The organism is Streptococcus sp. LPB0220, assembly GCF_008727815.1.
Lineage (GTDB): Bacteria > Bacillota > Bacilli > Lactobacillales > Streptococcaceae > Streptococcus.
Map to the genome: position 1 here is coordinate 258,902 of NZ_CP044230.1, position 26,698 is coordinate 285,599.

At 43.1% G+C, this 26,698-nt stretch carries 22 protein-coding genes; 17 read left to right on the forward strand and 5 right to left on the reverse strand.

Annotation, left to right across the window (positions count from 1 at the left end):
- Nucleotides 1-145: 145 nt before the first annotated feature.
- Both LPB220_RS01520 and LPB220_RS01525 read left to right on the forward strand, forming a co-directional pair.
- A complete protein-coding gene (locus LPB220_RS01520; RefSeq protein WP_150905194.1) occupies nucleotides 146-2,041 on the forward strand; it encodes a M13 family metallopeptidase in 1,896 nt (631 codons plus the stop codon).
- Between the two features lie 405 nt (nucleotides 2,042-2,446).
- Nucleotides 2,447-3,538 carry a glycerol dehydrogenase gene (locus tag LPB220_RS01525; protein ID WP_061591484.1) on the forward strand — a complete coding sequence of 364 codons (1,092 nt, stop codon included), beginning with the start codon at nucleotides 2,447-2,449 and terminating at the stop codon, nucleotides 3,536-3,538.
- Nucleotides 3,539-3,596: 58 nt separating this feature from the next.
- Here the strand turns inward: LPB220_RS01525 and LPB220_RS01530 are convergent, their stop codons facing one another.
- Nucleotides 3,597-4,919: a DUF1958 domain-containing protein gene (locus LPB220_RS01530; RefSeq protein ID WP_150905196.1), complete on the reverse strand. Its 1,323-nt coding sequence runs from the start codon at nucleotides 4,917-4,919 to the stop codon at nucleotides 3,597-3,599.
- A 165-nt stretch (nucleotides 4,920-5,084) separates the two neighbouring features.
- On the opposite strand from LPB220_RS01530, the gene LPB220_RS01535 reads away from it, so the two are divergent.
- The 5 genes from LPB220_RS01535 to LPB220_RS01560 all read left to right on the forward strand — a co-directional run bounded on the left by LPB220_RS01535 (nucleotide 5,085) and on the right by LPB220_RS01560 (nucleotide 12,168).
- Entirely contained in the window at nucleotides 5,085-7,061 is a 1,977-nt protein-coding gene (locus LPB220_RS01535) for a peptide ABC transporter substrate-binding protein (RefSeq protein ID WP_150905198.1), read from the forward strand.
- A 123-nt stretch (nucleotides 7,062-7,184) separates the two neighbouring features.
- Nucleotides 7,185-9,686, forward strand: coding sequence for a leucine--tRNA ligase (leuS, locus tag LPB220_RS01540; RefSeq protein ID WP_150905200.1), 2,502 nt, complete (start codon nucleotides 7,185-7,187; stop codon nucleotides 9,684-9,686).
- 182 nt (nucleotides 9,687-9,868) lie between these two features.
- Nucleotides 9,869-10,324 carry a MarR family winged helix-turn-helix transcriptional regulator gene (locus tag LPB220_RS01545; protein ID WP_150905202.1) on the forward strand — a complete coding sequence of 152 codons (456 nt, stop codon included), beginning with the start codon at nucleotides 9,869-9,871 and terminating at the stop codon, nucleotides 10,322-10,324.
- Between the two features lie 56 nt (nucleotides 10,325-10,380).
- Complete coding sequence (locus LPB220_RS10740) at nucleotides 10,381-11,610, forward strand: acyl-CoA thioesterase/BAAT N-terminal domain-containing protein (RefSeq protein ID WP_191904614.1); 1,230 nt, start codon at nucleotides 10,381-10,383, stop codon at nucleotides 11,608-11,610.
- A 144-nt stretch (nucleotides 11,611-11,754) separates the two neighbouring features.
- Complete coding sequence (locus tag LPB220_RS01560) at nucleotides 11,755-12,168, forward strand: YjdF family protein (RefSeq protein WP_150905204.1); 414 nt, start codon at nucleotides 11,755-11,757, stop codon at nucleotides 12,166-12,168.
- A gap of 53 nt (nucleotides 12,169-12,221) precedes the next feature.
- Here LPB220_RS01560 and LPB220_RS01565 read toward each other — a convergent pair whose 3' ends face one another.
- Genes LPB220_RS01565 through cbiM form a run of 3 tightly spaced genes read right to left on the reverse strand, consistent with a single transcriptional unit; the run spans nucleotide 12,222 to nucleotide 14,724 of the window.
- On the reverse strand, nucleotides 12,222-12,947 hold the full coding sequence (locus tag LPB220_RS01565; protein ID WP_150905205.1) for an energy-coupling factor ABC transporter ATP-binding protein: 726 nt from the start codon (nucleotides 12,945-12,947) through the stop codon (nucleotides 12,222-12,224).
- 12 nt (nucleotides 12,948-12,959) lie between these two features.
- Complete coding sequence (locus LPB220_RS01570) at nucleotides 12,960-13,748, reverse strand: energy-coupling factor transporter transmembrane component T (protein ID WP_150905207.1); 789 nt, start codon at nucleotides 13,746-13,748, stop codon at nucleotides 12,960-12,962.
- On the reverse strand, nucleotides 13,741-14,724 hold the full coding sequence (gene cbiM / locus LPB220_RS01575) for a cobalt transporter CbiM (protein WP_150905209.1): 984 nt from the start codon (nucleotides 14,722-14,724) through the stop codon (nucleotides 13,741-13,743). Before cbiM ends, LPB220_RS01570 begins: the two co-directional genes overlap by 8 nt.
- Nucleotides 14,725-15,012: 288 nt before the next feature.
- Here cbiM and LPB220_RS01580 point away from each other — a divergent pair, with 288 nt between their 5' ends.
- The 7 genes from LPB220_RS01580 to glmS all read left to right on the forward strand — a co-directional run bounded on the left by LPB220_RS01580 (nucleotide 15,013) and on the right by glmS (nucleotide 23,004).
- Nucleotides 15,013-15,462, forward strand: coding sequence for a MarR family winged helix-turn-helix transcriptional regulator (locus tag LPB220_RS01580; protein ID WP_150905211.1), 450 nt, complete (start codon nucleotides 15,013-15,015; stop codon nucleotides 15,460-15,462).
- 17 nt (nucleotides 15,463-15,479) lie between these two features.
- Nucleotides 15,480-16,334 carry an SDR family oxidoreductase gene (locus tag LPB220_RS01585; protein ID WP_150906780.1) on the forward strand — a complete coding sequence of 285 codons (855 nt, stop codon included), beginning with the start codon at nucleotides 15,480-15,482 and terminating at the stop codon, nucleotides 16,332-16,334.
- Nucleotides 16,327-17,055 (forward strand): ABC transporter ATP-binding protein, encoded by a 729-nt coding sequence (locus LPB220_RS01590; RefSeq protein WP_150905214.1) that lies wholly within the window; start codon nucleotides 16,327-16,329, stop codon nucleotides 17,053-17,055. The genes LPB220_RS01585 and LPB220_RS01590 overlap by 8 nt, the downstream gene beginning before the upstream one ends.
- Entirely contained in the window at nucleotides 17,048-18,568 is a 1,521-nt protein-coding gene (locus tag LPB220_RS01595) for an ABC transporter permease/substrate-binding protein (protein WP_150905216.1), read from the forward strand. Before LPB220_RS01590 ends, LPB220_RS01595 begins: the two co-directional genes overlap by 8 nt.
- A 180-nt stretch (nucleotides 18,569-18,748) precedes the next feature.
- Nucleotides 18,749-19,444 carry a gamma-glutamyl-gamma-aminobutyrate hydrolase family protein gene (locus tag LPB220_RS01600; RefSeq protein ID WP_225305920.1) on the forward strand — a complete coding sequence of 232 codons (696 nt, stop codon included), beginning with the start codon at nucleotides 18,749-18,751 and terminating at the stop codon, nucleotides 19,442-19,444.
- 135 nt (nucleotides 19,445-19,579) lie between these two features.
- The gene (locus tag LPB220_RS01605; RefSeq protein ID WP_150905220.1) at nucleotides 19,580-20,965 is read left to right on the forward strand and encodes a glycoside hydrolase family 1 protein; all 1,386 of its coding nucleotides are present in this window, start codon (nucleotides 19,580-19,582) and stop codon (nucleotides 20,963-20,965) included.
- A gap of 230 nt (nucleotides 20,966-21,195) precedes the next feature.
- Nucleotides 21,196-23,004, forward strand: a complete 1,809-nt coding sequence (glmS, locus tag LPB220_RS01610; protein WP_150905222.1) for a glutamine--fructose-6-phosphate transaminase (isomerizing) — start codon at nucleotides 21,196-21,198, stop codon at nucleotides 23,002-23,004.
- A gap of 57 nt (nucleotides 23,005-23,061) precedes the next feature.
- On the opposite strand, the gene LPB220_RS01615 is transcribed toward glmS, so the two are convergent.
- Complete coding sequence (locus LPB220_RS01615; RefSeq protein WP_003004374.1) at nucleotides 23,062-23,919, reverse strand: 5'-nucleotidase, lipoprotein e(P4) family; 858 nt, start codon at nucleotides 23,917-23,919, stop codon at nucleotides 23,062-23,064.
- Between the two features lie 435 nt (nucleotides 23,920-24,354).
- On the opposite strand from LPB220_RS01615, the gene LPB220_RS01620 reads away from it, so the two are divergent.
- The 3 genes from LPB220_RS01620 (at nucleotide 24,355) to LPB220_RS01630 (ending at nucleotide 26,675) form a co-directional block, all read left to right on the forward strand.
- A complete protein-coding gene (locus LPB220_RS01620; RefSeq protein WP_150905224.1) occupies nucleotides 24,355-25,356 on the forward strand; it encodes a uroporphyrinogen decarboxylase family protein in 1,002 nt (333 codons plus the stop codon).
- Nucleotides 25,357-25,373: 17 nt separating this feature from the next.
- Entirely contained in the window at nucleotides 25,374-25,574 is a 201-nt protein-coding gene (locus LPB220_RS01625; protein ID WP_049473093.1) for a hypothetical protein, read from the forward strand.
- A gap of 99 nt (nucleotides 25,575-25,673) precedes the next feature.
- Nucleotides 25,674-26,675: a uroporphyrinogen decarboxylase family protein gene (locus tag LPB220_RS01630; protein ID WP_150905226.1), complete on the forward strand. Its 1,002-nt coding sequence runs from the start codon at nucleotides 25,674-25,676 to the stop codon at nucleotides 26,673-26,675.
- Nucleotides 26,676-26,698 lie beyond the last annotated feature (23 nt).

A 26,698-nucleotide genomic window follows, 5' to 3' on the forward strand; every position in this document is an offset into this window, starting at 1 on the left:
TTTGCTCCTTTACTATTAATATACATAAATAAAAAAATTAAGTCAAGTTAATTTTTAAAATAATTTAGATTAACTTACTTGTAATCATTGAAAAAAGTTCCTATTTTTGATAAGGTTATTAGAAAAGAATGAAAGCGAGAAGATCATGGTACGTTTACAAGATGATTTTTATGATTACGTCAATGGGGAATGGGCTGAGACAGCTGTGATTCCTGATGACAAACCGTCAACTGGTGGTTTTATGGACTTAGATCGAGACATCGAAAACTTGATGTTGGATATCACTGGGAAATGGCAACGGGGAGAAGAGCTGCCTGAAGACAGCATTCTGCAAAACTTCGTCAAATACCACAAAATGGTGGCAGATTTTGATGCACGGGAAGCAGCTGGTGTCGCTCCAGCTATGCCCTTGATCAATGAAATCAAGGCTCTGACTTCTTTTGAAGACTATACCAGCAAGTTGGGTACCTATGAACTAGCTGGCAAACCAAATCTCATGCCATTTATGGTGTCACCAGACTATATGAATGCCCAAATGAATGTCTTGTGGGGAGAAGCGCCGGCTCATATCTTGCCAGATACGACCTACTATGAAGAAGGTAACGAAAAAGGCCCAGAATTACTGGCTATCTGGCGCCAAATGATGGAAAAACTTTTACCTAAATTTGAATTCTCAGAGGCAGAAATCAAAGATATCCTGGATAAGGTCATTGCGTCGGATGCAGAATTGGCCAAATATATCTTGTCAAATGAAGAAAGATCCGAGTACAACAAACTCTACCATCCTTATGAGTGGGCAGATTTCAAGGCCTTGGTTCCAGAATTGCCACTCGATACTTTCTTTACAGAAGTGATCGGACAAACACCAGATAAAATCATCGTTCCAGAAGAGCGTTTCTGGAAGGAATTCGCACCAACATTCTATTCAGCAGCCAACTGGGAAACCATTCATGCAAGATTGAAACTCGGTGCAGCCGTAGATTGGACTTTATTCTTGACCGAAGAAATCCGTGTCTTGGCTGGTGAATATAGTCGTACGATTGCAGGTATTCCAGAACCTCGTCCAAAAGAAAAGGCGGCCTTGTCATTAGCAGAAGTACCATATAGCCAAGCGCTTGGACTCTGGTATGCGGGTGAAAAATTCTCACCAGAAGCAAAAGCAGACGTAGAGCATAAAGTAGCAACCATGATTGAGGTCTACAAGGATCGTCTGGAAAAAGCAGACTGGCTCGCTCCTGAAACTCGCGAAAAAGCTATTGTCAAGCTCAATGTCATCACACCGCATATCGGCTACCCTGAAAAATTACCAGAAACATACGCCAAGAAGATCATCGACGAGAGCAAGACCTTGGTGGAAAATGCTCAAGCCCTTTACGAAATTTCCATTGCCCATACTTGGAGCAAGTGGAACCAACCAGTCGATCGGAGCGAATGGCATATGCCAGCTAATATGGTCAATGCCTACTATGATCCGCAACAAAACCAAATCGTCTTCCCAGCAGCTATTTTGCAAGCACCTTTCTATGACCTTCATCAATCGTCATCAGCCAACTACGGCGGAATCGGTGCGGTCATTGCCCATGAAATCTCCCACGCCTTTGACACCAATGGTGCTTCCTTTGACGAGCACGGTAGCTTGAAAGATTGGTGGAAGCCAGAAGATTATGAAGCCTTTACCGCTCGCACGCAAAAGGTCATCGATCAGTTCGAAGGCCAAGACTCCTACGGTGCCAAGATCAACGGGAAATTGACTGTTTCTGAAAACGTGGCAGACCTCGGAGGGATTGCTGCAGCCCTTGAAGCTGCTAAGAAAGAGGAAGATTTCTCAGCAGAAGAATTCTTCACCAACTTTGCTCGCATCTGGCGCATGAAAGCTCGGACAGAGTACATGCAACTTCTCGCAAGTGTCGATGTCCACGCACCAGGAAAACTCCGTACCAATGTTCAATTACCAAACTTTGACGAATTCTTTGAAACCTTCGATGTCAAAGAAGGCGACGGCATGTGGCGCGCACCAGAAGACCGCGTGATCATTTGGTAGTCTAAGATACTAAGCCCGTAAAAAAAGCGAGAAGAAAATAGGAGATTGACCATGTGGGCCATGTCCACCAGTCAATCTCTCTTTTTCTCGACGCTTTTAGGGCGAGTTCAATTTCGCGATAGTGATTTATCTTTTTTCAAAAGGAAGTAGTCTTGACTTCAGTTAGGCGATTGATTTTCTTGATCGCTCGTGAAAAAAATAAAAATCCCCAAAGCCAAGTTTCAACCTACTGAAACTAGCTTTGGGGATTTTTGATAATAAGATTCATCAAATAAAAATGAAGCGCTTCTAACAACTGTGTGAACAGATAAATTTAATTGATTGGAGCCATGTATAATTCTTTGAGTTTCATAGAAATAAATGCTACTATGGGTGTGAACTAAATAAATTTTAAAGGAGCAGACTATGAGAAATTTTGCAAGTCCGTCACGTTACATTCAAGGTGAGAATGCCTTATTTGAAAATGCGCAATCTATTTCAGAATTAGGGAATCACCCTGTTTTGCTATGTGATTCAGTGGTCTATGATATCGTAGGGAAGCGTTTTGAAGAATACCTTGGTCAAAATGGGCTCACGGTTTTGCCAGTCTTCTTCAATGGAGAAGCTTCTGATAACGAAATCAATCGTGTGGTTAGTTTGGCAGAAGAAAATGGCTGTGATTTGGTCATTGGACTTGGTGGAGGAAAGACCATCGATAGTGCGAAAGCTATTGCCGATCTTTTAAAATCACCAGTTGTGATTGCCCCTACCATTGCCTCTACAGATGCTCCCGTTTCCGCTTTGTCAGTTATCTACACGGATGAAGGTGCCTTTGCTCGCTATATTTTCTATTCTAAAAACCCAGAATTGGTCTTGGTGGATAGCAAAGTCATCTCTCAAGCACCAAAACGTTTGCTCGCTTCTGGAATCGCAGATGGATTAGCGACTTGGGTCGAAGCGCGTGCGGTAATGCAAGCCAATGGAAAAACCATGTTGGGTCAACGACAAACCTTAGCGGGTGTCGCCATTGCACAACGTTGTGAAGAAACCTTATTTGCTGATGGACTCCAAGCCATGGCTGCTTGTGAAGCCAAAGTCGTAACCCCTGCTCTTGAAAACATCATTGAAGCCAATACCCTTCTTAGTGGTATTGGGTTTGAAAGTGGTGGGTTAGCAGCTGCCCATGCCATCCATAATGGCTTTACAGCCCTTACTGGGGACATCCACCATTTGACTCACGGTGAAAAAGTAGCCTACGGAACGTTAGTTCAATTGTTCTTAGAAAACCGTCCTAAGGAAGAATTGAATAAATACATTCGTTTCTATCAACAAATCGGTATGCCAACCACTCTGAAAGAAATGCATCTTGAAACTGCAAGTTATGAAGATCTTCTCAAGGTTGGCCAACAGGCCACCATCGAAGGAGAAACCATCCATCAAATGCCATTTGAAGTGAAGGCTTCTGATATTGCCCAAGCCATCGTAGCAGTAGATGCCTACGTTCAAGGTTTGGCCTAAGATGGCTTTGTCGACAAACCAAGAACTCCCATACCTTATGGTAATGGGAGTTCTTTTCCTATTTTCTTCTTTTTGGATCGGTTTGTTTAAAGATCAGGTATAAAATTCCGGCAGGCAAGAAGCAGAAGAGCCACATAACATCGAGTCCCTTGCTTTTACTGCTAGAGGTCGTTGCTTTAGACTCACTGACGGCCACCTCAGGTTTAATGCTTGGAGATACCTGTTGCAAGCCGTTCTGAACGACTAGGCTGTTGTCTTCCAGTTTAAGGGCTGGCTTCGTCCCCTTCTTAACGGTCGCATAGAAGTCTTGCTTCAAGTGAATGGTCTTCCCGTCGATGGTATGATCGCCTGCAGAAAGGATTTTTTTATACTGGTAGTCTGCGAACATTTTCTCAGCCAAGGTATTCCCTATTTGATTGCGGTAGCTTTCGGCGATCTCGACATCGTAGTTCCCAACCCCCAAAATGACCTCGATAATCCGTTGTTTCCCCCGCTTGGTTGTCGCGGTGTAGTTGTAGTCAGCAGTCGGGCTGGATCCAGTTTTGAGTCCATCTGTTCCTTTAAGGGCGAACTTTCCACCTTCGAGGGAAGTATTGTAGTTATCGTAGCTTTGCTCGTAGGGGGTTCCTTCCATGATCGTGGTGTGCGCTTGCTTGGTGTATTCCAACATTTCTGGCAGGTCGTTTACGATGTGATAAGCCAGAATCGACATGTCTCGCGCTGTGATTTCGTTATTGGCATTGACATCGTAGCGCTGAGGGTTGTAGTAGCCCTGAAGCACCGAGATCATCGCCCCATTTGGATTGTGCCATTTGGTATGACTCATCCCCATTTCTTGTGCGTACTGATTCATTAAGTCCAAAAACTTATCGGGATCATTGTCAGTGACGGCGTTGGCGAGCATGATCACGGCTGCACTAGAAGATGGAACAAAGAGCATCTTGATCAATTCAGATACTTTGTAGTCAACACCAGCTACAATAGGTGAGTTACTTAACAGATTGTTTTCCGAGATGGCTTGGTCTGCCTCTGTTGCTGTGACTACGGTATCGTACTTGATCTTGCCTTCTTTGAGGGCCCGAAAGACCACATAGGCACTCATGAGCTTGGCCATGCTTCCAGAGTCCCGGACCGTATCGATATTGTCTCCGTACAAAATGGCTCCAGTATTGGCGTCGATGACGATATCAGCCTTAGGCTTGTAAAAATCATCCAATACCAGTCCAGCATCAGCTGCGATTTTCATGACATCTTCTTGCTGGTAGATGTCGTCCGCAAAAGCAGTGGAAATAGGGCCTAATGTCAAGACTCCTACAAGGAGGGACAAGAGGCTGTGTTTAAGTCGTTTGTGTAAATGTCTCCCATAATTCATAGATTCCATTATATCATACAGGCCAGGGATTCAACTTAAAAAAATTTTAGAAAAAGTAGAAATTGAAAAAATAAAGAAAAAATAGAATAATTTCGCAGTAAAAGCGTTTACATTTCCCTAGAAAGTGCTATAATTTAAATTGAGTATAACATTTTTTACAATGAGGTGATTTATATGAATAAAGGGAAGGTACTCTTAGCTACCAGCGCTCTGCTTTTATCAGCTGGTGTACTGGCAGCCTGCTCAGGAGGGAAATCTAGTAGCTCTGGTGGTCAGACATATAGCTATGTCTATACCCAGGATCCAGATACTCTCGACTATTCGATTTCTAATAAAAAATCGACTTCCGAGTTTACAGGAAATGCGATAGATGGCTTGTTGGAAGTGGACAAGTACGGGAATTTGATCCCATCGCTTGCTAAAGACTGGACTGTTTCCAAGGATGGCTTGACCTATACTTATAAACTCCGTAAAGGGGTCAAATGGATGACTTCTGAAGGGGAAGAATATGGAGAAGTCAAGGCCAAAGACTTTGTCACAGGTCTCAAGCACGCAGCAGACAAGAAATCACAAGCGATTTACTTGGTCCAAAAATCTGTCAAAGGCTTGGATGATTATGTTTCAGGGAAGACATCTGATTTCTCAACTGTTGGTGTGAAAGCTATTGACGATTACACAGTCCAATATACCTTGAGCCAACCAGAAAGTTTCTGGAATTCTAAGACTACGATGGGGATCTTGATGCCGGTCAACGAAGAATTCCTGAAATCTAAAGGAGATGACTATGGTCAAGGAACTTCTCCGTCTAGTATCCTATATTGCGGTCCTTATTTGATCAAATCCATCACTTCTAAATCTTCTGCGACCTTGGAAAAGAACCCAACTTACTGGGATGCGGATAATGTCAAGATCAGTAAAGTGAAGTTGACCTATTATGATGGACAAGACTCAGAATCCTTGATCCGTGGATTTGATAAAGGCGACTATACAGTTGCCCGTGTCTTCCCAAGTGGCTCTAACTATAAGAGTGTAGAGAAGAAGCACAAAGACGATATCGTCTTTAGTGACCAAGGTTCCTCTACCTATAACCTTTCCTTCAACATTGACCGTCAGTCTTATGAAATTACTGCTAAAACCACAGATGCTCAAAAGACTTCGACCAAGAAAGCAATCTTAAATAAGGACTTCCGTCAAGCCATTATGTTTGCCTTCAACCGTAAGGCATATGTAGCTCAGGCGAACGGGGAAGCAGCTGCCAATAAGGTCATCCGTAATACCTTTACGCCACCAAACTTTGTTCAAATCAATGGCCAACAATTTGGGGATGCAGTAGAAAAAGACTTGGAAGCTTATGGGGATGAATGGAAAGGGGTCTCTGTCGCAGATGGAAAAGATACCCTCTACAATCCAACCAAGGCCAAAGAAGAGTTTGCCAAAGCCAAGGCAGATTTGCAGGCTCAAGGAGTTGAATTCCCAATTCATTTGGATCTTCCAACTTCTTCAACTTATACAGAAGGAATCAAACAAGCCCAATCCTTCAAACAGTCGATCGAGTCAACTTTAGGAGCAGAAAATATTGTTATTGATCTGAAAATGATCTCAGATGATGATCTTCAACGGGTCACCTACTTTGCTGAAAATGCTTCGCAACAAGACTGGGATCTAAACAATAACTTGGGTTGGGGACCAGACTATACGGACCCATCTTCTTACATTGATATCACTAGTGGTAAATCTGGCGAAAATGCCAATGCCTACTTTGGATTCGATGCTGGTACCAACAATGCGGCCGCAAAAGCAGCTGGTTTTGATGAATACGATCAATTAATTGAGGATGCTCAAAAAGAAACCACAGATGTGAACAAGCGTTATGAAAAATATGCTGCTGCTCAAGCTTGGTTGACCGATAGTGCCCTCTTAATTCCGATCCATTCAGATGGAGCTTCTCCAGGCGTTCGTAAGACTGTACCATACTCTGCAGCCTTTGCTTGGACAGGCCACAAGGGTCAATCCTTCAACTATAAATATTTGGAAGTTCAAGACAAGGTCGTATCGGCTAAAGACTACGACAAAGCGCGTGATCAATGGAAGAAAGAAAAAGAAAAATCCAATAAAAAAGCGCAAGAAGAACTTGAAAAGCATGTGAAATAGACTTTTCTTGAAGAAAACAGGAGAGACAGGTCCCGTATGGGACCTGTCTTTTTCTTTGTCTGAACCTTTAAAAATCGCCTAAAAATGGTATAATAGGAGCATCACGAAAATTGGAGAGACGCTATGAGTTTTTACAATCATAAAGAAATCGAGCCTAAGTGGCAAAAATACTGGGCTGACCATCACACCTTTAAGACAGGAACAGATGCTTCAAAACCTAAGTTTTATGCATTGGACATGTTCCCCTACCCATCTGGAGCGGGTCTTCACGTAGGACACCCAGAAGGCTACACAGCGACTGATATCCTTAGCCGTTTCAAACGTGCCCAAGGCTACAATGTCCTTCACCCAATGGGCTGGGATGCCTTTGGTTTGCCTGCAGAGCAATACGCTATGGATACAGGGAATGACCCAGCGGAATTCACAGCAGAAAACATTGCCAACTTTAAACGTCAAATCAATGCGCTTGGCTTCTCTTACGACTGGGACCGTGAAGTCAATACGACAGATCCGAACTACTACAAGTGGACGCAATGGATTTTCACCAAGCTTTACGAAAAAGGCTTAGCTTATGAAGCGGAAGTGCCAGTAAACTGGGTTGAAGAATTGGGTACAGCTATCGCCAACGAAGAAGTTCTTCCAGATGGAACATCTGAGCGTGGGGGCTATCCAGTTGTCCGCAAACCAATGCGCCAATGGATGCTCAAAATCACTGCCTATGCGGAACGTTTGTTGGCTGACTTGGATGACCTGGACTGGCCAGAGTCTATCAAGGACATGCAACGCAACTGGATTGGGAAATCAACTGGTGCCAATGTCACTTTCAAAGTAAAAGGAACAGACAAGGAATTCACAGTCTTTACGACACGGCCAGATACTCTTTTCGGTGCGACCTTCACTGTTTTGGCGCCTGAACATGAACTAGTAGATGCCATCACGACATCTGAACAAGCTGAGGCTGTAGCGGACTACAAACACCAAGCTAGCCTTAAATCAGACTTGGCTCGTACAGACCTTGCCAAGGAAAAAACAGGGGTTTGGACTGGTGCTTATGCCATCAACCCTGTCAATGGCAAAGAAATTCCAATCTGGATTGCCGACTATGTTCTTGCTAGCTACGGTACAGGTGCTGTTATGGCCGTACCTGCCCACGATGAGCGTGACTGGGAATTTGCTAAACAGTTTGGACTTCCAATCGTAGAAGTACTTGAAGGTGGGAATGTTGAAGAGGCTGCTTACACAGAAGATGGCCTTCACGTCAACTCTGACTTCTTGAACGGTCTCAACAAAGAAGAAGCGATTGCTAAAATCGTGGCTTGGCTAGAAGAAAAAGGCTTTGGTCAAGAAAAGGTGACCTACCGTCTCCGCGACTGGCTCTTTAGCCGTCAACGTTACTGGGGTGAACCAATCCCAATCATTCATTGGGAAGATGGAACTTCAACAGCTGTTCCAGAAAGTGAATTGCCACTTGTCTTGCCAGTGACTAAGGACATCCGCCCTTCAGGTACTGGTGAAAGCCCATTGGCCAACTTGACAGACTGGCTGGAAGTGACCCGCGAAGATGGTGTCAAAGGTCGTCGTGAGACGAATACGATGCCACAATGGGCTGGTTCAAGCTGGTACTACCTCCGCTATATCGATCCACACAACACTGAGAAATTGGCTGACGAGGACCTTCTCAAACAATGGTTGCCAGTCGATATCTACGTGGGTGGTGCAGAACACGCCGTGCTTCACTTGCTTTACGCTCGTTTCTGGCACAAATTCCTCTATGATCTTGGTGTTGTACCTACTAAAGAGCCCTTCCAAAAACTCTTTAACCAAGGAATGATCTTGGGAACTAGCTACCGTGACCACCGTGGAGCTCTTGTGGCGACTGACAAGGTTGAAAAACGTGACGGTTGCTTCTGCCATGTGGAAACAGGAGAAGAGTTGGAGCAGGCGCCAGCCAAGATGTCTAAATCCCTCAAGAACGTGGTCAACCCAGATGATGTGGTGGAACAATACGGTGCGGATACCCTTCGTGTCTATGAAATGTTCATGGGACCACTCGATGCTTCTATCGCTTGGTCTGAAGAAGGATTGGAAGGAAGCCGTAAATTCCTTGACCGTGTGTATCGTTTGATTACAAGTAAAGAAATCGTTGCGGAAAACAATGGCACTCTTGATAAGGTTTATAACGAAACCGTTAAAGCTGTTACTGAGCAAATCGAGTCTATGAAATTCAACACAGCCATTGCCCAGCTCATGGTCTTTGTCAACGCTGCTAACAAGGAAGATAAACTCTATGTGGATTACGCCAAAGGCTTTATCCAATTGATTGCCCCATTTGCCCCTCACTTGGCAGAAGAACTCTGGCAAACAGTCGCAGCAACCGGTGAGTCTATCTCTTACGTAGCTTGGCCAACATGGGACGAAAGCAAATTGGTTGAAGACGAAATCGAAATCGTCGTTCAAATCAAAGGAAAAGTCCGTGCCAAACTCATGGTCGCTAAAGATCTTTCACGCGAAGAATTGCAAGAAGTCGCTCTAGCTGACGAAAAAGTCAAAGCAGAGATCGATGGCAAGGACATCGTGAAAGTGATTAGTGTCCCTAATAAACTTGTTAATATCGTTGTTAAATAACGAGTTTATTAGCCCTATCTGCCACCTTCAATAGTCCACTGGACTATTGAAGCCAACTAAATTGGTTAATATTGTTGTAAAATAAAAATGAATCCTTCAGAGTTCAGCTCTGGAGGATTTTTTAGGCTCAGCTTGACAATAAATAGTATTTTTGTTAATATCATTAACAAAAGAGAGGCGCTATGAATAAGAAAGAACTGTATAAGTTTAATAATCGTTTTAACAGCTTTGCTTTAGCTTTTGAACAGTTGAAAAAAGCTCAGCATAGGAACAGTATTGATAAATCAATCACTATTAATGAAGTCCATTTGATCGACCTGATAGGTCGCAATCAGCCTGTGAATCTAGTGAAATTATCTGAGTTACTTGAAGTATCTAGGAGTGCCATTACTCAGAGTGTTAGACGTTTAACCAAGAAAGACCTCGTTACTTTTGAATTTGCACCGGATAATGAAAAAAATAAATATCTGAGCTTATCTAAAAAAGGTGTTGAAGTTTTTAACATTCATAAAGAGCAGCAGGAACATATTGAAAAAGCCATTTTTTCAGTTTTAAGAAACTATAGTGAGGAAGACCTTCAAATGGTTATGAAACTGATGAATGATATTGAACAGGTATGGCGAGAATTACCGTGGTAAAAATCACGGTAATTTTAAAACTATATTGTTAATTATATTAACAAAAAGAGGAAGATATGAATATACAAATTGAACTTATCACGGCGTCTGAGTTAGCAGATGAATCTTTTAATATTGTCATCAATGACTTAAAACCAAGAGAAACATATCGAGTCGAAATGTTTCTATCTGATTATTATTGTATCAATGCTCCCATGCGTTTAGCTCATGATGTTTTATGGAAATCAACAGCGACTTTTGTATCAGATACGAATGGTATTATTAATATGTCACAAACTCCATCTTGTTATGGATCTTATGAAAGCATTTCAACAATGGGACTATTTTTTAATGCCAAGCCCTTGACCAATAAGAGAAAGAAACTTCCAAACTCTCTTTCTAAAATTCCCTTATTAGATCATTTTTTTGTGGAAATCAAAGTTATGCAAGGAAATACTGTCATTGCAGAGAGAACTTTCACAAGACATTATATGAGTTCGCAAATTAGTCATCAAGATATTTACGGGAAACATTTTCAAGGGAGACTCTTTTATGATAAAAAGGCAATAAAAACACCAGCATTGATTATTGTGAGCGGTAGTGAAGGAAGGATTGAAAAGGCACAGAATATAGCTCAACTTCTATCTTCTAGAGGTTATATTTGCCTAGCAATTGCCTACTTTGGTTTAGAGGGATTACCAAAACATTTGGAATGTATTCCTTTGGAGTGTCTTGTGGAGGCAAAGAGTTATCTACGTCAGCACCCTCAAGTAGATAGTGAAAGAATTGGAATCTATGGACGGTCTAAGGGAGCAGAATTGGTTTTAGCTGAGGAGAGCCTTTTTAATGACGTTCAATGTTTGGTGCTAAATTCACCCTCTAATGTGGTGTATGAAGGGATAAAAGGGAAATGGAACTCTCATACTTCTTCTTGGACACATTTGAAAAAAGAACTTCCCTATCAAAAGTTTCGGCTTGGAGATTATCTATTCAGTAAATTTTTTAGAAAAACCTTCCCTAAAGATTGCTCTGCTAGGATAGATATTGGTCAAATGCATTCACCAATCTTATTGCTCGGAAGTACTGTTGATGAAATATGGGATGCCTCGTCAGCGATTGATGATATTGTCTCACATTATAAAGGCCACTACATTACATTTAAAAAATATCATGAAACAGGTCACATGTTGACGGTGTCTTATCAACCAAATCATCGTTATCGAAAAGATTGGTGTTTACTGATGGAAGAGAGTAAGGATTCTTGGTTGGCTACGATTCATTTTTTTGATAGGCATTTGAAGAAGTAATAAAAATAGATTATAAATATGCTATAATAGTTCCAACTAAGATAAAAACACAGTTCTGGTTGGTAGTCCAGACGTAGGCAAGCCTATCAGTAACCTTCCTCCTTGGTTGTCCATTCTTAGGGATAGATTTAAGGAGGTGCTGTCGTGGAAACAATTTCAATTGGATTGACAGTTTATTTTGAAGATGGATTTTGGTATGGTTTGTTCGAACAAGTGTATCGAGACACTTATCAAGTTTGTCGTGTGACATTCGGTCAGGAGCCAAAAGATGATGAAATTCTAGAGATCTTACAGACTCAGTTTACTCAATTATCTTTTAGTCCAGAAGCTATAGTTAAGCAACATGTAAAAATCAAGAATCCTAAACGATTACAGCGAATGGTGAAGAAACAAGTAAATCAGAAAGTTTCTTCCAAGTCGAAAGAACTATTGCAGTTGCAGTATGAGGAAAGAAAAAAGATTTCAAAACATCAATCTAGTGTCCAAAAGCAATTGCTCGAACAAGAGAAATTTGAACGCAAACAGCAAAAACGAAGAGAGAAGCATAAAGGACATTAACCCTTATCTCTTTCATCAAAAAAGCTTCGGTAGGTAAAACCTACCGAGGCTTTTTAACATGTGGTGAAGGATTGTTGGATAGCTGGGTCATTTTCCCAATCAGCTCGATCGTAGCTGCCTGTGATGGTGTGTTCTTCAGAAAAGAGTAGGACCCGTTCTACAATCGGTGCGATTTGCTTGAAATGGTGGGAGGAAATCACAATCGTTTTTCCGGCCGTTTTGAGTTCTTGGAGCAAGGTGACAATCAGCTTCTGGTATTTTGGTGAGAGGCCGTTAAATGGCTCGTCAAATAGCAAGAGAATAGGATTCATGGTGAGGACGCTAGCGATAGCGACTAGCTTCTTTTCGCCACCAGAAAGATGGTAGGGAATACGATCTCTCAGGTGTTCTATCTCTAAAAGAGCAAGCGTATCCTTGACGCGTTGTTCGACTTCGGTCTCGGGTAAGCCTAATTGACGTGGGCCAAAAGCCAGTTCATCATAGACGCTTGTGTTGAACAATTGCGTATCGCTGTTTTGAAAAATGAGTCCAACCTGTTGGAAGAGTTGACCCGCACGATGGGGATCTTTCAAGAAGTCTTTGTCAATGGTCCAATCCTTAAAGTGGTACTGACCAGACGAGAGGGGAAAGAGCCCAACCAGAATTTTAAAGAAGGTCGATTTTCCAGCTCCGTTTGGGCCCATCAAGCCAATGGTCTCCCCTTTTTGAATCTGGAGTTGAATATCGTGGATTCCAGTTTCTTCGGTATAGTGGTAATTTCCATCTTGAATGGTAATCATAGGACTTCCTTTCTAGCCGAGTAAGGTCGTTAAGGTCACAAGGACCACCAATTCCAATAGGAAAAAGACATCTTCTTTTTTCCAGTGGAAGGCTTCTTTGCGCTTTGTATCCATACCGTAGCCTCGAAGAATCATCGCTTCGTAAACTTCTTTGGTATGGTGTTTGGTGGATAGGTACAAGAGCCCAAGTAGGGAGCCAAAGAGATTGAGATTCACTTTTTGTCCAACCGTTCTCAGCTGGACGCATTCGATCTGTTGTTGCAAGTGTTTCCCTAAAATATAGCCATACTTGAGGGTAATATCAATGGTTTGCACGAAGGTTTTTGGGACACGTAATTGCCGAAGGGCCTCGACCAATTGCACGCTTGTCGTTGTAGCTAGAAAGAGGGAAATATTGAGGACAATCATCCCTGCACGTAGCAAAAAGAGGGCACCATTTTGAAATCCTTGAAATAAAATGCTGGGCAAAATCACTATTGTGGAAATCAGCAGTACCTTGAACAGGACCTTAAAAAGGTGTAGCAGGACTTCACCAGGAAGCATGGCAATGTGCATTAACAAAAGGATACCGATCAACCACAGTTGGATGGGATGGTGGGCGGTCGTGATGAGGATCGCTAGAATTAAAAAGGAAACGAGTCGCATCCAAGACGAAGTTTTGGCCTTGAATGCGGGCGTCGTTTGCTTCATTTTGCCAAGAAAGTGGCGCAATGTTTGAAGATTCATTTGTAAATAGTGATGGCTTTTAGATGCTTCAAGAGTCGCTTGCTCTTGATGAAGCCAGTCAGGAAGTTTACGCATGAGAAGTTTTTTCTCCGTTCATTGATCGAATGATTTTACTGATGATATAGAAGATAAGGATGGCCGTAACGGCTGAGAGAATATAGCCGATCGCAATTTTAGTTCCAGGAATGGTGTAATCACTAAATAAGGCTTCAAATGAGAATCCATTTTTGATCCCTGTTGGGACTTTGCCATGAAGCAGGCTACCCAATTCTTCGGCAGACCATTCACCAAAAGCTGTCCCATCTGCAAGGAGTCCAAGTGGACTGAGAAGAACCAAGGCAAGAAGCACCCAGCGAATTTTTTTCACGAATGAAGTAGTATTTTTGGTACTTGGTGTGTACAACTCTGTAGGAGCGACTTGTTTGACAAAACGGTAAATCACAAGGGTGAAGAAGGCTTCGACCCAACCTGCTACAAGGAGGTGAGCTCCCAACATAGCAGGAACCGTGATACTCAATCCATAAGGATTATAGAGTGGTTGACCAGCTTCTGATGCGATGAGGGGTTGTAAGCCCAATTCAACACCAGCTAAGAAGGCAGCAGCATTAATCGAAAGAAAAGAACCGATAATAACGCCAAGCGTCTCATGATGGTGTTTGCGGAACAAGCTATAAATAGCATAGCCAACAAAAGGCATCACAATGGCCATGTTGAAAATGTTGGCCCCAAGAGCGAGAATCCCTCCGTCACCAAATAAGAAGGCCTGTAGCAGTAAGGCGACTGTCAGCGCTAGAGAGGCCGCATAGGGGCCTATGAGAATGGCAAGAAGGGTTCCTCCGACAGCGTGAGCGGTCGTTCCACCAGGAACAGGAACATTAAACATCATTAATAAGAAGGACAAAGAAGCAGCGATCCCAAGCATCGGAGCTAGCTCTTTATTATCTTTTAATTGGACCTTGACTTTTTTGACAGACAAGACAATAACAGGTGCAGCAGCAAGAGCTAAAACAGCACAACTTGCGGGACTTAGGTAATTATCTGGTATATGCATAACAAATTCTCCACTAGTATCATTTATTTCAGTTAACAGATTACCACATTATAAAATCGTGTGTCGTTGCAAAACGAGTCCAACATTTGTTACTGTTACTAAACAGGGCGAATTTACCAAAATAAATTATTATAAAGAAGGGGAAGAACTACTTTGAAGGGCTATAAAGGCTTTTCTAATGTGGATTTAAATAAATTTATTGGTTCTATATCGAAATAGTTGACAGATGTAATAAAAAATATTACAATTAGCGATATAAAGTTCCATATAGAAGAAAAAGGAGACAGAATGAATAAGATGATAGGGGGCTACCAAGCTCTACAGATTCGTTTATTGAATGGGCGTATCTTTCAAAAACTCTTGAGCAAGGAGACAGATGCCCAATACCGGAGTGAACAAGGGAAAATTTTAACAGTCCTTTGGCAAAAAGAAGATGGTCGAGCAACTGCGACGGATATTGCTCTTGCTTCAGGGCTAGCCAACAATACCCTAACCAGCATGATTAAGAAGTTAGAAAACCAAGGATTGGTTACTGTAAAACCTTGCACTCAAGATAAACGAAGAAAGTTTGTTAGTTTGACCGAATTGGGTTGGGCGCAAAAAGAAATTGGGGATCGTGTCAGCAAGGAACTGGGTGAGATTTTCTACCAAGGCTTTTCGGATCAAGAAATCCGAGAATTTGAGGCCTATCAAGAGCGTATTATCTCAAACCTAAAAGCTAAAGAAAATGAACTATAGTAGAAGGGAATATGCTGATGATTGGAATAACAGGTGTAACAGGGAAATTAGGTTCTTATGTGGCTGATCTTGTCGATAAGAAAGGAATTGCTTCTATCCATCTGGCACGAAGCCCAGAGCGTGCAAAAGTCTACGCGTCTGCGGAAATGCGTAGAATGGTGTATGCCAATACTCCAGAGGTGGTTGAAGCCTTAAAGGGGATCAATGTCTTGCTGATGGTCTCTGCTCGAGAAAATCCAGAGCGTGTGAAGGAACACAAGAGTTTTTTAGATGCCGCAAAGCTAGCAGGGGTGCAGCATATCGTCTATACCTCCTTTTATGGGGCAGATGAGAAGGCAACGTTTACCTTGTCTCGGGATCATGCCCAGACGGAAGCCTATATCAAGGAGTTAGGATTCTCCTATACTTTTCTAAGAGATAATTTTTACTTGGATTTCTTGATTGATATTGCTCTTGAAAATGGAGAAATTCGTGGTCCGGCTGGTAGTGGCCTTGTATCAGCAGTTGCCCGTAAGGACACATCTAGTGTTGCAGCGGAGATTCTCTCACATGCTAAGAAATGGGAAAACCAAACCTTGAATCTAACAGGACCAGAGAACCTTTCCATGGAAGAAATCGTAGCGCTTCTCTCAAAAGGGACCGGCAACTCCATCAGGTATGTAGATGAATCGCTAGAAGAAGCCTATGAGTCACGGAAAAAATGGCCAGCACAAACTTGGGAGTACGATGCCTGGGTCACTACCTATACAGCTATCAAAGTTGGGGAACAAGCTGGGGTTTCAACAGATGTTGAAAAAGTTCTAGGGCATCCAGCAAGTAGCCTATTGGATATTCTTAGAGACAGAAAACGTATTGAGGAAGAATATGATTGAATACAAAAATGTAGTCCTGCGCTACACGGATACTGACATTTTAAAAGATGTCAATCTCCGTATTGAGCGGGGAGAATTTATGGTCTTGGTAGGACCTTCAGGATCTGGAAAAACCACCATGCTTAAGATGATCAATCGGCTTTTGGAGCCGACAGATGGCAATATCTATATGGATGAAAAACGCATCAAGGACTATGATGAACGAGAGTTACGTCTCAGCACCGGTTATGTCCTTCAGGCCATCGCTCTCTTTCCAAATCTAACTGTCGCTGAGAATATTGCTCTGATCCCTGAGATGAAGGGCTGGAGCAAGGAACAAATTGCCTCTAAAACGGAAGAACTCTTGGACAAGGTGGGTCTCCCTGCTGCAGAGTATGCTCATCGTTTACCGAGCGAGTTATCAGGTGGGGAGCAACAACGGATTGGGATTGTGCGGGCCATCATTGCAGAGCCAAAGATTCTATTGATGGACGAGCCCTTTTCAGCCTTGGATGCTATTTCTCGCAAGCAACTGCAGGCACTTACCAAAGACTTGCACAAAGAATTTGGTATGACGACTATTTTCGTGACTCATGATACGGACGAGGCCTTGAAATTAGGCGATCGGATTGCGGTGCTACAAGAAGGAGAGATTGTACAGGTGGCGAATGCTGAGACCATTCTAGGCCAACCAGCCAACGACTTTGTTGCGGATTTATTTGGAGGTGCTCACCATGTCTAAACTACTTGCAACTTTTCAAGAACGCTTTGGAAACTGGGTCACTGCACTGGGGCAACATTTGCAACTGTCATTACTGACTTTGCTCCTTGCTATTTTTCTGGCTGTTCCACTGGCTATTTATTTAAGTACTCGCAAGAGAGCGAGCAACTGGATCCTACAGTTAGCTGGGATCTTCCAGACCATACCTTCCATGGCCCTTTTGGGGCTCTTCATTCCCATCATGGGGATTGGGACGCTTCCAGCCTTGACAGCTCTGGTCATTTACGCCATTTTCCCTATCCTTCAAAATACCATCACCGGTTTGCAAGGGATTGACCCTAGTCTCGAAGAAGCAGGAGTCGCCTTTGGGATGACCAAGTGGGAACGACTCAAGAAGTTTGAGATTCCCTTGGCCATGCCCGTCATCATGTCTGGGATTCGGACAGCAACTGTAATGATTATCGGGACGGCTACCCTTGCTGCCTTGATTGGAGCAGGGGGACTTGGTTCCTTTATCCTTCTGGGGATTGACCGCAATAATGCCAGTTTGATTTTGATCGGAGCCCTGTCTTCTGCCTTCTTAGCCATTGCCTTTAACCTTCTTCTCAAATGGATGGAAAAGGCCAAATTACGAACTATCTTTGTAGTCTTTGCTGTGATGATCCTGGGATTGGGAGCTAGCTATACACCAAGTCTTCTTCCCAAACCGGAAAAAGAAAACCTGGTCATCGCTGGTAAGTTAGGTCCGGAACCAGAAATTCTAGCCAATATGTACAAGATCTTGATCGAAGAAAATACGGATATGACAGTGACCGTCAAACCAAATTTTGGTAAGACCACCTTCCTCTATGAAGCTCTGAAAAAAGGGGATATCGCGATCTATCCAGAATTTACAGGAACTGTGACCGAAAGTCTCCTCAAACCGGCGCCACAAGTCAGTCATGATCCAGAAGCAGTCTATCAAGCGGCCCGAGATGGGATCAAGAAACAAGACGACCTGGCCTTGCTCAAACCCATGGCTTATCAGAATACCTATGCTGTTGCGGTGCCTAAGAAAATTGCCCAAGAGTATGGCCTCAAGACCATTTCCGATTTGAAAAAGGTAGAAGGACAACTCAAGGCAGGATTTACCTTAGAGTTTAACGACCGCGAGGATGGAAACAAGGGCTTGCAGAAGGTCTACGGACTTCATCTACAAGTCTCCACCATGGAGCCAGCCCTTCGCTACCAGGCGATCCAGTCCGGTGATATACAGATTACAGATGCTTACTCAACGGATGCCGAGCTGGCTCGCTATGACCTCGTGGTCCTTGAAGATGACAAGCAACTCTTTCCTCCCTATCAAGGAGCCCCACTCATGAAAGTTGAATTACTGAAAAAACATCCAGAATTGGAAGCTGTTCTGAATAAACTAGCTGGTAAAATCACAGCAGACCAAATGAGCCAGCTCAACTATCAAGTCGGGGTAGAAGGCAAGTCTGCTGCTAAAGTAGCGCGTGACTTCTTGGTAAAAGAAGGGTTGATGAAAAATTAACAAGCTATTCTCAAGTCTTTGCACTTGAGAATTTTTTGGTAGAAAGCAATTTCAAAGGTCTTCGAACAAGTTTTGAGGTTAGAGGAGGTGGACGATCCCTTCAAAAACTCTCCATTGAGTCTAGCTTAAAATTGTGTTACAATAAGCCTTGAAAATGAATGAAAGAATATGGAAATAAGTATGAAAAAAAGACCAGTGATTGGAATTACAGGAAATGAAAAACCCTTCCCGGATGATCCAGACGCGAACATGAGTTATGCAGCAACTGGTTTTGTCGAAGCGGTCAAAGAGGCGGGAGGAATTCCCTTGATCTTGCCAATTGGAGATGCGGACATGGCCAAACACTACCTGTCGATGATTGATAAGCTCATCATCACCGGCGGTCAAAATGTCTTGCCCAAGTTTTACGGAGAAGAAATCGCCATTGATAGTGATGACTACCTCTTGAAACGCGATCTTTTTGAGTTGGCCTTGATTGAGGAAGCGCGTGCGGCAAAAAAAGCTATCTTTACAGTCTGCCGAGGAACCCAGCTCTACAATGTCGCACTAGGGGGAACTCTTTATCAAGATATTGAACACCATTGGCAGGACAATCCAGGTCAATACACCAGCCAAGAGCTGGTGACCAAGGATCAGACAATCTTGCAAGAAATCTATGGCAAGACCAGTCGCATCAATTCTTTTCACCATCAAAGTATCAAAGACTTGGCAGATGGCTTAGAAGTGATCGCACGGGATCCCAAAGATGACGTCATAGAGGCGGTTCAATCCACAGATGAGAGTCGTTTTCTCGGCGTTCAGTGGCATCCGGAACTGCGTTTTGACAAGAGTCCAGCAGACCACAAGCTCTTTGAATATGTTGTGAATGACTTATAATGAAGACCAGCTCCCTTAGGAATCTTTCCTAAGGGGGCTTTTTCTTTAATCTGCGTAAGAAAGACTGTAAATTGTGCCTAGGTTTTGGGGGAAGATTCGCTACAATAGAGTTAGTAGAATGAGGAGGCTTAGGACATGTATCAATTTCCAAAGGATTTTTTATGGGGGAGTTCGACCTCGGGTCCACAGACAGAAGGGCGTCTAGATCAGGATGGAAAAGGTGACAATCTCTGGGATTACTGGTATAAGATCGAACCCAATCGCTTTTATCAGGGGCAAGGACCAGAGAAAACATCTACTTTTTATGAACACTGGGAAGACGATCTGGATCTCTTGTTAGAAACCGGTCATACAGCTTTTCGGACCTCTATTCAGTGGTCCCGCATTTTCCCTGATGGTCGAGGAAAGATCAATCAAGCGGGTGTCGATTTCTACCGCCGTGTCTTTGAAAAGATTAAGGAAAAAGGAATTCACCTCTTGGTCAACCTCTATCATTTTGATTTGCCGGTGGCGCTCCAAGAGCAGGGCGATGGTTGGGAAAATAAGGAAACCGCCTATGCTTATCAAGAATATGCGCGTTTTTGTTTCAAGATCTATGGGGATCTGGTCGACCAGTGGATCACCTTTAATGAACCCATTGTCCCTGTGGAGTTTGGTTATTTTTATGATGCCCATTTTCCTCATAAGGTAGACGCAGCAGCAGCAGTAAAAGTAGCCTACCACACCCAGTTTGCAAGCTCTCTAGCGGTCAAGGCCTGTCACGAGGTGGATCCCCATTACCGTATCGGGATTGTGCTCAATTTGACACCAGCCTATCCTCGGAGTCAGCATCCAGAAGATCTTAAAGCCGCTCTCATTGCCGAGCTCTTTCAAGCTAAATCCTTTCTAGATCCTTCTGTTCTTGGCCACTATCCTGAAGAATTAGTGGAGATCCTGCGAGAGCGTGATCTCTTGCCAGATTATGATCCCTTTGAGTTGCGCTTGATCGAGGAAAATACCGTCGATTACCTCGGGGTTAACTATTACCAACCACTCCGTGTGGCAGCTCCTCGTTATGCCCCAAATCCAGCTTCTCCCTTACTTTTTGAGCAATTTTATGAACCCTATGTCATGCCAGGTCGCAAGATTAATCCCCATCGTGGTTGGGAGATCTATGAGCAAGGCCTATATGACATTGCCCAAAATATTAAGGAAAACTATGGCAATATTGAGTGGATCTTGACAGAAAATGGGATGGGAGTCGAAGGAGAGGAAAAATTCCGTGAGGATGGCGTGATTCAAGACGACTACCGGATTGACTTTGTCAAAGACCATCTTCGTGAGCTCCATCGTTCTATTCAAGATGGCGCCAACTGTAAGGGCTATTTGATCTGGACCTTTATTGACTGCTGGTCCTGGCTCAATGGTTATAAGAACCGCTATGGCCTTGTTGAACTAGACCTAGCTACTCAAGAAAGACGCCTGAAAAAATCGGGCCATTGGTTCCGTGAATTGAGCCAGCAGAATGGATTTGAAGAGTAGAAAAAACCCTATCAACCAAGATGTTGATAGGTTTTTCTTAAGCTTTCCTTAACTAGACCAATTTTCTTATATTTGCTAGTTGACAAACTAGAAGAAGCATTGTATACTGACTCCGCTGGTTACTTTTTTGGTAAATTAGACTAGACCAATTTCGAAGTAACTGATAAATCGACCATAGGTCGTTTGACTAAGTAAAGGGGAAAGTATAGCAAGGCTATATCGTAAAGACTATGTGCGGAATCGTTGGTGTTGTAGGAAATACAAATGCTACAGATATTTTGATCCAAGGACTTGAAAAACTCGAATACCGAGGTTATGACTCTGCAGGTGTTTTTCTGGCTAGTGAAGGCAAGAGCCAATTGGTGAAGGCAGTCGGCCGTATTGCAGAATTGTCAGCTAAGGCAGAAGGTGTCGAAGGGGAAGCTGGAATTGGACATACCCGTTGGGCCACTCATGGAAAACCAACTGAGGACAATGCCCACCCACACCGCTCTGAAACAGGTCGCTTTGTTTTGGTCCACAATGGGGTGATTGAAAACTACCTTGAAATCAAGGAAGAATACCTAGCCGGTCACCATTTCAAGGGGCAAACAGATACAGAAATCGCCGCCCACTTGATCGGAAAATTTGCTGAAGAAGATGGCTTGTCTACGCTCGAAGCCTTCAAAAAAGCCCTCCACATCATCCGTGGGGCCTATGCTTTTGCTTTGATGGATGCGGAAGATCCAAGCACCATCTATGTGGCGAAAAATAAATCACCACTCTTGATCGGTCTTGGAGATGGCTACAATATGGTCTGCTCTGATGCCATGGCCATGATTCGCGAAACCAACCAATACATGGAAATCCATGACCAAGAGTTGGTCATTGTCAAGGCTGACAGCGTTGAAGTACAAGACTATGATGGAAACGTCAAAGAACGGGCTAGCTACACGGCTGAACTTGACCTTTCTGATATTGGAAAAGGGACTTACCCATACTACATGCTCAAAGAAATCGATGAGCAACCAACTGTCATGCGTAAGTTGATCCAAGCCTATACAGATGAATCTGGTCAAGTAGTGGTAGACCCAGCTATTATCAAGTCTGTTCAAGAAGCAGATCGCATCTATATCCTTGCGGCTGGTACCTCTTACCATGCTGGATTTGCGTCTAAAAAAATGTTGGAAGAGTTGACAGATACTCCAGTAGAACTCGGTATCTCCTCTGAGTGGGGGTATGGTATGCCACTTCTTAGCAAGAAACCACTCTTCATCTTTATCAGTCAATCTGGTGAAACAGCCGATAGCCGCCAAGTGCTGGTCAAGGCCAATGAAATGGGCATTCCAAGCTTAACAGTGACCAATGTTCCAGGTTCAACTCTTTCACGTGAAGCAGACATGACCATGTTGCTCCATGCGGGTCCTGAAATTGCGGTAGCTTCTACTAAGGCTTATACGGCTCAAATCGCAGCCCTTGCCTTTCTTGCTAAAGCTGTTGGGGAAGCCAATGGCAATGAGAAGGCCAAAGCCTTTGATTTGGTGCACGAATTGTCTATCGTTGCCCAATCGATCGAATCAACCCTTTCAGAAAAAGAAGTGATCGATGAAAAAGTTCGTGGCTTGTTGGAAACAACCCGCAATGCTTTCTATATCGGACGTGGTCAAGATTACTATGTTGCCATGGAAGCTAGTTTGAAACTAAAAGAAATTTCTTACATCCAATGTGAAGGCTTCGCTGCGGGTGAGTTGAAACACGGTACCATCGCTCTGATCGAAGACGGTACACCGGTCATCGCCCTCTTGTCTGATCCAGTCCTAGCCAGCCACACACGTGGGAACATCCAAGAAGTGGCAGCACGTGGGGCTCATGTCTTAACCATTGCAGAAGAAAATGTCGCTAAAGAGACAGATGATTTGGTCTTGACAGCGGTTCACCCTTACCTCTCTCCAATCTCAATGGTGGTGCCAACCCAATTGATTGCCTACTTTGCAACCCTTCATCGTGGGCTCGATGTTGATAAACCACGGAACCTTGCTAAGTCTGTAACCGTTGAATAAACTTGTTTATATAGAAAAAACATCCTCGTTAGGTTTTTCCTAGCGAGGATGTTTGCTTTATTTGTCAAAACCTTGCAAGGCTTTGAGGCGTTCTTCTGTTTGTCCCTTGGCATCTAGTTTTTTACCTTGGTAGACAGCAGATTCCCATGATCCATACATTGGATTTGGGAAGATGATGAATTTTTCACCAAATTCTTTTTGCAATTCGTCCAATTTCTTGTCGCGATCAGCTTCAGATGTCTTAGAGAAGTCTGCAAAGTCAACCAGGTTGTCCCCAAAAAGCAAGACAAGATTGGTCTTTTCTTGCACAGCTTGGCGACGGCCTTCTTTTGATTTGACGCCATCTTCTAAGAACATGAGGTGGTCACGTCCTTGAACAGGAATGCCTTCTTTTTCAAGATTCTTGATGGTATCATCTACTTGAGAGGTTGTACGGTCAGAAATGTAGTAGATTTGAACCCCGTTTTGATCCGCATATTGAAGAAAATCTTTGGCACCTGGCACCGCTTTTGCGGCTGCTTTTTTCACCCAAACATCCCAATCTTTAGGATTGAAGGCCGTACCATCTTTGACGTTTTGAACTTGGTAAGGGCTGTTGTCTAAAACAGTTTCGTCCAAATCCAAGACGATGGAATAAGGCTTATCAGAAGGAGTTTGGAGGATCTCTTTCAAACGGTCAGTAGCGACATTGTAGCCTTGTAAATACAAAGCCTTGGTTTCTGCTGCCTTTTGGTACCAGAGAACAGACATGGTATTTTCTTGTGAGCGCTGCTGATCATAGGTCATCGTCACCTGATTTTTAGTGCTACTTGCTTTTGTCTCTTGCGTTTTAGTGGTGTTGCTTCCACAACTCGTCAGTAAAATGACAGAAGCAAGAGCAGAAACGATGGTAAAGGTGGTTTTTGTTGTTTTCATAAACCGTACACTCCTTAAAATTATTCTATAAAAATTATACTCCTTTCAATCTTGCCTGACAAGAAAGAGAAGAAGGTGTCTAGGAATCGGTGAAAAGAACAAAGGAGGAAAAATGCTGTTATGAAAGGTTTCTTTGCTTTAACATACGCCATTTTTTCCTTCAAAAGAAGGGGTATAGTTTTTTGCTATAACCGGATCAAGAAAAGATCAAAGCAGCCTTTTTCTTCTAAAATGAAAGAATAAAGAAAGATAGCCGCAAGTCCCTATTTTCAAGGGCTTGCGTTTTTTTGATGGCTTTCTCAATAAAGAAATTTTAAGGCCTTGATAGGGAAAATATATTAGTCAGCTACTTTTCGAGGTGATATCATGGTTACAAATTCCAGAAGGAAAGCAGTTAGCCTTTCTATTGGAGAAATATTGAGGAGGATTCACAGTATGAGTAAAAAAGAACTGGTTCTTCGTGCCATTCGAGGCGAAACAGTAGAACGAATCCCTGTAGGATTTTGGCTCCATTATGTGACTCAAGAAGAAAAAGAATTGGGTCTCGACAATCCGGCTGTAGTAGCAAAAAGTATTAAGGGCCACCAACACTATGTAGAAGAAATTTCACCTGATTTTGTCAAGATCATGAGCGATGGCTTCTTCCGCTATCCGAGTGCTCTTTATTCGAGAGAGATCAAATCGATCCGAGAATTGAAGGATATTCAACCGATTGGAGAGCATCATCCATGGATTGAAAAACAAATTGAAGTGGTCAAGGAGATTCGTTCCCATTTCCATGAAGAGATTGCTTCTTTCTACAATATCTTCTCGCCCATTTCTTATTTGAAACGCTGGTTTCGGACGGATCAATCCCGTGGGGACCAAGTGATGGCGGACTTTATCAAGGAAGATCCAGAAACCTTGGCCTATGTTCTTGACGTCATTGCAGGAGACATTTCTACTTTAAGTCGTCGCTTGATCCAAGAAGCAGGTGTTGAAGGGATTTACTTCTCAACCCAGCAGGTCCAAGATGAGCGCGTAACCCAGGAAGAATACCGTAAGGTGATCGAACCAAGCAACATCGCTGTCCTAGAAGCAGCCAATGAGGCGGGTGGCATCAATATCCTTCATATTTGCGGCTTTGAAGGAGCTAGCAATGAAGTGGAGCTCTTCAAGGATTATCCGGCTCAAGTCATTAACTGGGCGACCCATCATGAAGGGCTCAGCTTAGCAGAGGGTCGCAAGCTCTTTGGTGATCGTGCTGTCTTGGGTGGTTTTGTCAATGGCAAGAAAGGCTTGCTCTACCAAGGGGAACGAGAAGCGATCGAGCAAGAAACGCGTCGCTTGGTGGCAGAAGCTGGAAGCCGTGGTTTGATCCTTGGAGCAGACTGTACCGTGCCAGATGATTTCCAATTGGAACGCCTAGATTGGGTACGTCAAGCAGCTGTATTGTAAGACGAAAGGAGAGGGAGATGAAAAAGATCAATGTATGGTGTATCCTGGTAACCGTTTTGTTTTTGCTTTTAGGGCTTAGTAAAGCTGCTCTTGCAAGTAGTCAGGGGAAAGCCAAAAAAGATCCAGATATGGCAAGACTGGAGAAGATTCCAGCTCATAGTTTCTCCCTCATCCGCCCATCTGACCTAGCAGGAATTCTACTCCTTGAAGATCAGTGATAAAAAAAGATGAAGAGCTTGATAAAAAATATATATTAGTCAAACAATTATCGAAGTGATAAGATAACAAACAAGAAAAGATTAGAACGAGGTAAGAACATGTCATCAAAAAGAGAATTAGTCTTAAAAGCTTTTAAAGGAGAAGCAGTTGACCGTGTGCCAGTTGGATTTTGGCATCATTTTACAACAGAAGAAGAATGGTTGAAAGGATTTTCCAATCCGGAAATTATTGAAAAAAATCTCAATGGCCATAAAAACTTCCTTCACAAGGTCAAACCAGACTTTGTCAAACTCATGAGTGATGGTTACTTTGCTTATCCAAATCCAGCCATTCACAAAGGCCTTGAAAATATTTCTGACTTAGCAGGGATTGAACCACTCGGAGCAGATCATCCATGGATCACAGAGCAGGTAGAGCTTGTGAAAAAAATCCGTGCCGGTTTTGAAGAAGACATTGTGGCTATCTACAATATCTTTGCTCCAGTGACCTACTTTAAATGGTTGGTCGGAGAAGTTTCAGGAGGAGATGACTTGATCGCAAACTTCATCGATCAAGATGCAGCAACTCTTAAAAAAGTATTGGATACGATTGGTCAAGATATTGCAAGTTTGAGCCAACGCATCATTAAAGAAGCAGGAGCAGACGGGATCTACCTCAGTGTTCAAAGTATCCAAGATGCGCGCGTGAGCCAAGAAGTTTATAAAAATAGTATTGCACCGAGTGAACTCCATGTCTTAGAAGCAGCCAATGAAGCAGGTGGGGTAAATATCCTTCATATCTGTGGCTACGAAGGAGCTCGCAATGATATCCATCTCTTCACAGACTACCCAGCTCAAGTCATTAACTGGGCAGTTGGACCAGAAGGAATCAGCCTAGCAGAAGGACGCGAAATCTTCGGTGGACGTACGGTTCTGGGTGGTTTTGAAAATGGCAAAAATGGTCTTCTCTATACAGGAGATAAAGCTGCGATTCAAGCAGAAACCAAACGCATCATCGCAGAAACTGGAACCACAGGCTTGGTTATCGGTGCAGATTGTACGATTCCAAGTGATATTGATGAAGAACGAATCGAATGGGTTCGTGAAGCTGCAACAGAATAAGAAAAAATAGAATCAGGGAGAAC